This is a genomic window from Acidovorax sp. GW821-FHT11A03 (genome assembly GCF_058809075.1).
In genome coordinates this window covers 1-5,602 of the sequence record NZ_JBXASG010000016.1, presented here as the reverse complement: position 1 = coordinate 5,602, position 5,602 = coordinate 1, and the positions used below count along the sequence as shown (strand labels likewise).

The 5,602-nt window shown below is 50.9% G+C and carries 2 tRNA genes and 3 rRNA genes; all 5 read left to right on the top strand.

The window, feature by feature from the left end:
• Window positions 1-274: 274 nt before the first annotated feature.
• The 5 genes from AC1RVY_RS26470 (at window position 275) to rrf (ending at window position 5,590) form a co-directional block, all read left to right on the top strand.
• Window positions 275-1,807 (top strand): 16S ribosomal RNA (locus tag AC1RVY_RS26470).
• A 91-nt stretch (window positions 1,808-1,898) separates the two neighbouring features.
• Window positions 1,899-1,975, top strand: a tRNA-Ile gene (locus AC1RVY_RS26465).
• Window positions 1,976-2,008: 33 nt separating this feature from the next.
• Window positions 2,009-2,084: transfer RNA gene (locus tag AC1RVY_RS26460), tRNA-Ala, on the top strand.
• A 371-nt stretch (window positions 2,085-2,455) separates the two neighbouring features.
• Window positions 2,456-5,334, top strand: a 23S ribosomal RNA gene (locus tag AC1RVY_RS26455).
• Window positions 5,335-5,477: 143 nt separating this feature from the next.
• A 5S ribosomal RNA gene (gene rrf / locus AC1RVY_RS26450) occupies window positions 5,478-5,590 on the top strand.
• Together the 16S, 23S and 5S rRNA genes with 2 tRNA genes alongside form the textbook arrangement of a ribosomal RNA operon.
• Window positions 5,591-5,602 lie beyond the last annotated feature (12 nt).

Sequence of the window (5,602 nt, the reverse complement as noted above, 5' to 3'; positions counted from 1 at the left end):
AAAAAGTTTTCAAAAGTTTGACAGTTCTTCAAAAACTGTGCTAGAATTCAAGGCTCAGCTGATCGCAGCTAAGTCGGGAAAACAAAGAAAGACTACGGTCTTTGTGAGTGATCCGGTTCATTAAAAATATACAGCCGATAAGCGTGGGCGTTTGATGGCGAGTGCCAAGTTCTTTGGAACTAGTGCTTAGCACTACAAACGCTCATGAGAGAGAAGTGAAGTTCACTTCAATTCTTAATTATGAGTTGCTCGAAAGAGCGAAAAAATCAAGATCGAACTGTAGAGTTTGATCCTGGCTCAGATTGAACGCTGGCGGCATGCCTTACACATGCAAGTCGAACGGTAACAGGTCTTCGGATGCTGACGAGTGGCGAACGGGTGAGTAATACATCGGAACGTGCCCGATCGTGGGGGATAACGGAGCGAAAGCTTTGCTAATACCGCATACGATCTACGGATGAAAGCAGGGGACCGCAAGGCCTTGCGCGGACGGAGCGGCCGATGGCAGATTAGGTAGTTGGTGGGATAAAAGCTTACCAAGCCGACGATCTGTAGCTGGTCTGAGAGGACGACCAGCCACACTGGGACTGAGACACGGCCCAGACTCCTACGGGAGGCAGCAGTGGGGAATTTTGGACAATGGGCGCAAGCCTGATCCAGCCATGCCGCGTGCAGGATGAAGGCCTTCGGGTTGTAAACTGCTTTTGTACGGAACGAAAAGACTCCTTCTAATAAAGGGGGTCCATGACGGTACCGTAAGAATAAGCACCGGCTAACTACGTGCCAGCAGCCGCGGTAATACGTAGGGTGCAAGCGTTAATCGGAATTACTGGGCGTAAAGCGTGCGCAGGCGGTTATGTAAGACAGATGTGAAATCCCCGGGCTCAACCTGGGAACTGCATTTGTGACTGCATAGCTAGAGTACGGTAGAGGGGGATGGAATTCCGCGTGTAGCAGTGAAATGCGTAGATATGCGGAGGAACACCGATGGCGAAGGCAATCCCCTGGACCTGTACTGACGCTCATGCACGAAAGCGTGGGGAGCAAACAGGATTAGATACCCTGGTAGTCCACGCCCTAAACGATGTCAACTGGTTGTTGGGTCTTCACTGACTCAGTAACGAAGCTAACGCGTGAAGTTGACCGCCTGGGGAGTACGGCCGCAAGGTTGAAACTCAAAGGAATTGACGGGGACCCGCACAAGCGGTGGATGATGTGGTTTAATTCGATGCAACGCGAAAAACCTTACCCACCTTTGACATGTACGGAATCCTTTAGAGATAGAGGAGTGCTCGAAAGAGAACCGTAACACAGGTGCTGCATGGCTGTCGTCAGCTCGTGTCGTGAGATGTTGGGTTAAGTCCCGCAACGAGCGCAACCCTTGTCATTAGTTGCTACATTCAGTTGGGCACTCTAATGAGACTGCCGGTGACAAACCGGAGGAAGGTGGGGATGACGTCAAGTCCTCATGGCCCTTATAGGTGGGGCTACACACGTCATACAATGGCTGGTACAGAGGGTTGCCAACCCGCGAGGGGGAGCCAATCCCATAAAGCCAGTCGTAGTCCGGATCGCAGTCTGCAACTCGACTGCGTGAAGTCGGAATCGCTAGTAATCGCGGATCAGAATGTCGCGGTGAATACGTTCCCGGGTCTTGTACACACCGCCCGTCACACCATGGGAGCGGGTTCTGCCAGAAGTAGTTAGCCTAACCGCAAGGAGGGCGATTACCACGGCAGGGTTCGTGACTGGGGTGAAGTCGTAACAAGGTAGCCGTATCGGAAGGTGCGGCTGGATCACCTCCTTTCTGGAAAACTGCATTCAAGATTGAACGCCCACACTTATCGGTTGTTGGAACAAGCCACAGACCTGCGAAGCGATTCGCGGAGCTGAGGAATGGGTCTGTAGCTCAGCTGGTTAGAGCACCGTCTTGATAAGGCGGGGGTCGTTGGTTCGAGCCCAACTAGACCCACCAAATTCCAATACACGGATACGGTATGAGGACACTGGGGGATTAGCTCAGCTGGGAGAGCACCTGCTTTGCAAGCAGGGGGTCGTCGGTTCGATCCCGTCATCCTCCACCAACACTGCGGTAGTAGGTAGTAAGAAGATTACTCAACACCAAAGCGGCTTTGACTGGAAACGGTTAAGGCTTCTTTGTTGTTGATCAATATCGATTGATCAATCGGCTGTTCTTTAAAAATTCATAGAGTCGAATCAGAGTTGCTAGCGGAAACTGCACATTCGTAAAGGTTTAGTGCAGACCGTGCCGCTAGCAACAAGAATTTTTGATTGCGTCAAAACGAATATTCAAACCTAGTTTGAAATTCTTAAGTAATACGATGACAACTCGAAAGGGTTGAAGTTGTTTACGGCATAACGCGTCAGGTGAAAGACCTGGCAAGTCCTTGAAAGATTAGACGGCGGTGTTTCGCAAGAAACGTCAAAGTTATAGGGTCAAGTGACTAAGAGCATGTGGTGGATGCCTTGGCGATTACAGGCGACGAAAGACGTGATAGCCTGCGATAAGCTTCGGGGAGCTGGCAAATAAGCTTTGATCCGGAGATTTCTGAATGGGGAAACCCACCTCGCAAGAGGTATCGCATGATGAATACATAGTCATGCGAGGCGAACCGGGTGAACTGAAACATCTCAGTAGCTCGAGGAAAAGACATCAACCGAGATTCCGAAAGTAGTGGCGAGCGAAATCGGAAGAGCCTTCTATTGATAGCACGACTGTTAGCAAAACGGAATGGAAAGTCCGGCCATAGCAGGTGATAGCCCTGTATGCGAAAACAGACGTGTGGTACTAAGGTAGAGAAAAGTAGGGCGGGACACGAGAAATCCTGTCTGAATATGGGGGGACCATCCTCCAAGGCTAAATACTCGTAATCGACCGATAGTGAACCAGTACCGTGAGGGAAAGGCGAAAAGAACCCCGGGAGGGGAGTGAAATAGATCCTGAAACCGCATGCTTACAAAAAGTAGGAGCCCGCAAGGGTGACTGCGTACCTTTTGTATAATGGGTCAGCGACTTACATTCAGTGGCAAGGTTAACCGAATAGGGAAGCCGTAGAGAAATCGAGTCCGAATAGGGCGAATCAGTCGCTGGGTGTAGACCCGAAACCAAGTGATCTATCCATGGCCAGGATGAAGGTGCCGTAACAGGTACTGGAGGTCCGAACCGACTAGTGTTGCAAAACTAGCGGATGAGCTGTGGATAGGGGTGAAAGGCTAAACAAACTTGGAAATAGCTGGTTCTCTCCGAAAACTATTTAGGTAGTGCCTCAAGTATTACCGTCGGGGGTAGAGCACTGTTTAGGCTAGGGGGTCATGGCGACTTACCAAACCTATGCAAACTCCGAATACCGACGAGTACAGCTTGGGAGACAGAGCACCGGGTGCTAACGTCCGGACTCAAGAGGGAAACAACCCAGACCGCCAGCTAAGGTCCCTAAAATTGGCTAAGTGGGAAACGAAGTGGGAAGGCTAAAACAGTCAGGATGTTGGCTTAGAAGCAGCCATCATTTAAAGAAAGCGTAATAGCTCACTGATCGAGTCGTCCTGCGCGGAAGATGTAACGGGGCTAAGCCAGTTACCGAAGCTGCGGATTTGCAATTTATTGCAAGTGGTAGGAGAGCGTTCTGTAGGCCTGTGAAGGTGTCTGGTAACGGATGCTGGAGGTATCAGAAGTGCGAATGCTGACATGAGTAGCGTTAAAGGGGGTGAAAAGCCCCCTCGCCGTAAGCGCAAGGTTTTCTACGCAACGTTCATCGGCGTAGAGTGAGTCGGCCCCTAAGGCGAGGCAGAGATGCGTAGCTGATGGGAAACAGGTCAATATTCCTGTACCGATCAATAGTGCGATGTGGGGACGGAGAAGGTTAGCTCAGCCAACTGTTGGATATGTTGGTTCAAGCCTGTAGTCGTGCCTGGTAGGCAAATCCGCCGGGCTTAGATGAGGGGTGATAACGAGTCTGCTTGCAGACGAAGTGAGTGATACCCTGCTTCCAGGAAAAGCCACTAAGCTTCAGCTATTGACGACCGTACCGCAAACCGACACTGGTGCGCGAGATGAGTATTCTAAGGCGCTTGAGAGAACTCAGGAGAAGGAACTCGGCAAATTGATACCGTAACTTCGGGAGAAGGTATGCCCCAAGTAGGTGAACTCGAACAGAGGGAGCCCAACGGGGTTGCAAAAAATCGGTGGCTGCGACTGTTTAATAAAAACACAGCACTCTGCAAACACGAAAGTGGACGTATAGGGTGTGACGCCTGCCCGGTGCTGGAAGATTAAATGATGGGGTGCAAGCTCTTGATTGAAGTCCCAGTAAACGGCGGCCGTAACTATAACGGTCCTAAGGTAGCGAAATTCCTTGTCGGGTAAGTTCCGACCTGCACGAATGGCGTAACGATGGCCACACTGTCTCCTCCTGAGACTCAGCGAAGTTGAAATGTTTGTGATGATGCAATCTCCCCGCGGAAAGACGGAAAGACCCCATGAACCTTTACTGTAGCTTTGTATTGGACTTTGAACAGATCTGTGTAGGATAGGTGGGAGGCTTTGAAGTGAGGTCGCTAGATCTCATGGAGCCAACGTTGAAATACCACCCTGGTGTGTTTGAGGTTCTAACCTAGGTCCATTATCTGGATCGGGGACAGTGCATGGTAGGCAGTTTGACTGGGGCGGTCTCCTCCCAAAGCGTAACGGAGGAGTTCGAAGGTACGCTAGTTACGGTCGGACATCGTGACGATAGTGCAATGGCATAAGCGTGCTTAACTGCGAGACTGACAAGTCGAGCAGATGCGAAAGCAGGACATAGTGATCCGGTGGTTCTGTATGGAAGGGCCATCGCTCAACGGATAAAAGGTACTCTGGGGATAACAGGCTGATACCGCCCAAGAGTTCATATCGACGGCGGTGTTTGGCACCTCGATGTCGGCTCATCTCATCCTGGGGCTGTAGCCGGTCCCAAGGGTATGGCTGTTCGCCATTTAAAGAGGTACGTGAGCTGGGTTTAAAACGTCGTGAGACAGTTTGGTCCCTATCTTCCGTGGGCGCTGCAGATTTGAGGAAGCCTGCTCCTAGTACGAGAGGACCGGAGTGGACACACCTCTGGTGTATCGGTTGTCACGCCAGTGGCATTGCCGAGTAGCTAAGTGTGGAAGAGATAACCGCTGAAAGCATCTAAGCGGGAAACTCGTTTCAAGATGAGATCTGCCGGGGCCTTGAGCCCCCTAAAGAGTCGTTCAAGACCAGGACGTTGATAGGTCAGGTGTGGAAGCGCAGTAATGCGTTAAGCTAACTGATACTAATTGCTCGTGCGGCTTGACCCTATAACTTTGATAGCCAACACACGCAAGTGTGCAAAGCTCAAAGATTGTTATGCCAAGTTGACGCAGTCAAAAGACACAAAATCTGATTCCAAACTCTATGAATTCGCCAGGCTGTTCCACGAACAGCCCAGCACCAAGTTATGCCTGATGACCATAGCAAGTTGGTACCACTCCTTCCCATCCCGAACAGGACAGTGAAACGACTTTGCGCCGATGATAGTGCGGGTTCCCGTGTGAAAGTAGGTCATCGTCAGGCTCTTACAGCCCA